Consider the following 2243-nt stretch of genomic DNA (forward strand, 5'->3'; position numbering starts at 1 on the left):
CCAGCAACGTTTTTTGCGCGAGGACGGCATCGTGATGACCGCGACGATCGCGTTCGGCATGGGCATCGACAAGCCCGACGTGCGCTTCGTCGCGCATCTGGACCTGCCGAAAAGTCTGGAAGGCTACTACCAGGAGACCGGCCGTGCCGGACGCGACGGGCTGCCGGCCGACGCATGGATGTGCTATGGCCTCGGCGATGTCGTCACGCTCGCGCAGTTCATCGCGCAATCCGAATCGGGCGAGGAAAGAAAGCGCGTCGAGCGCGCCAAGCTCGATGCCCTCCTCGGTTACGCCGAGATCGCAACCTGCCGCCGCCGCCATCTGCTCGCGTATTTCGGCGAGACGCTGGCTGCGGATTGCGGCCACTGCGACAATTGCACAAATCCGCCTTTATCCTTCGATGGCACCGAACTCGCGCAGAAGGCGCTGTCGTGCGTGTATCGCACCGGCCAGCGCTACGGCGTCGGCCATCTCGCCAAGGTGCTGCGTGGCGAGGACGACGAGCGTGTGCATTCGCTGGGTCACGCCAGCCTGAGCGTGTTCGGCGTCGGTGCGGAACTCGACGAGCGTCAGTGGCGCGCCGTGTTCCGCCAACTCGTCGCCGTGGGCCTGCTCGCGACCGATGCGGATGGCTACGGTGTCCTGCGTTTGACCGAGGCGAGTCGCGGCTTGCTGCGCGGTGAGACGCGCGTGTCGTTGCGGCGACCGGCGAGTCGCGCGGAACGCCGCGTCACGCGGCGCGCGGTGCGCGGCGAGCGCAAGGTGCAGGCTCTTGCGATCGCGCCGCACGAGACGAATCTGTGGGACGCCTTGCGCGCCACGCGTGCGCGTCTCGCGCGCGAGCAGGGCGTGCCGGCGTACGTGATCTTCCACGACGCAACCCTGCTTGAGATGTTGCGCGAACAGCCACGCGATACCGACGCGTTGGGCACGATCAGCGGTGTTGGCGTGGCCAAGCTCGCGCGCTACGGCGCGGCCTTTCTACAGGTGCTGAACACGTCGCGCGATGGCGGCGTCGCGTCCTAGAGTTTTCAGCTGAAATGGCTACAACTGCGCCCTTGCTTTTGAGTCCCTCTCCCCCTGCGGGAGAGGGGTTGAGGAGAGGGGTAGCGCGCGCGAAAGCGGGCGCCTTCGGCGCCATCCCCTCTCCCGGCACGCGGCGCGTGCCGACCTCCCCCACAAGGGGGAGGTGAAAGCCGATCGCGCGATGTGTAAGTACTTGACTTAAAAATGCTCTAAAAACTGCACCCGGCCGGCGCGCCGACGACGCGGCCGAGGTTGAGGCTGCCGTGTTGACCCGCGTTCGTGCCGCCGCTGAAGGTGTAACTCAGCGTCATTGACGTGCAACTGTTGATCAGGATATTCGCGCTGCCGACCGGCGAACCGGTGCTCGCGCCGCCGGGCGTGTTGAATGTGCCGCCCGAGGGTTCGTAGATCGGCAGTCCGTTCTTCGCCACTGTTCCCGGCGTGAAGGCATTGTCCTGAATCGTGTACCAGCGCTGGCTGGCGCCGCCGCCGATGCTTGTTCCGTTCGGCTGGTAGGTGTACCACGCGGCAAACAGTGTGGTCAGCGCCGGGCTGAAATCGAAGACGAAGCCCTGACCGCCGGTCGTATGCGTGGAATCGTACCAGGCGCCGGACAGCAGATAGTTCGCGGTCGCATTGCCGTTGTCGCCCGAGGCCGTACAGGTCACATTCGTGTCCAGCTTGGTGAGCGGCATCGAACCGTCCGGGCGACCGTCGGTGAAGTGATAGGTCAGCGTGCCATGGCTGCAATCGCTGAAGCTCAGCGTCGCCGTACCGACCTGAGCCACGCCGATCGCGGGCGGCGCATTGAAATTGCCGCCGGCCCCTGCGTAGATAGCCAGCGGCACCGATGCGCTGCCATTGATCGCATCGCCCTGCACGGTGTACCAGCGTTGCCCACCCGCAGCGGTTACGTCGAAGGTATACCAACCGGCCGCCAGATAGCCGTGGCCGCTGCCGAAGAGGTCGGGGTAGGTTTCCACCAGCAGGCCCTGACCGCCGGTGGCGGGGTTGTACCAGGTACCGGTCAAGCCATGCTGGTCGAGGTTGAACGTGCCGCTCCCGGTGGCGCTCCATTGATTGAGCAGATTGGCGATATCGATCGAGCCCAGACCCGTGGCTTCGTCATAGCCTGTGCCGACGAGGAAACCCTGCAGTCCGCCGGAAAGGCCGCTCGGTCCTGGCGTTGCGTTGTTGCACAGACTCGGTATCGACA

Annotated in this window: 2 protein-coding genes; one reads left to right on the plus strand and one right to left on the minus strand. The window is 65.4% G+C overall.

Annotated features, from left to right (window positions below; all coding sequences use genetic code 11):
* A partial coding sequence (locus VIE67_RS01695) for an RQC domain-containing protein (RefSeq protein ID WP_332022650.1) occupies nucleotides 1–1027 on the plus strand: 1027 nt, incomplete at its 5' end.
* Nucleotides 1028–1236: 209 nt separating this feature from the next.
* On the opposite strand, the gene VIE67_RS01700 is transcribed toward VIE67_RS01695, so the two are convergent.
* The coding region (locus VIE67_RS01700; RefSeq protein WP_414707245.1) for a hypothetical protein at nucleotides 1237–2243 on the minus strand (1007 nt) is incomplete at its 5' end.

Origin of the sequence: Rudaea sp., from assembly GCF_036560865.1 — a bacterium.
GTDB lineage: Bacteria > Pseudomonadota > Gammaproteobacteria > Xanthomonadales > Rhodanobacteraceae > Rudaea.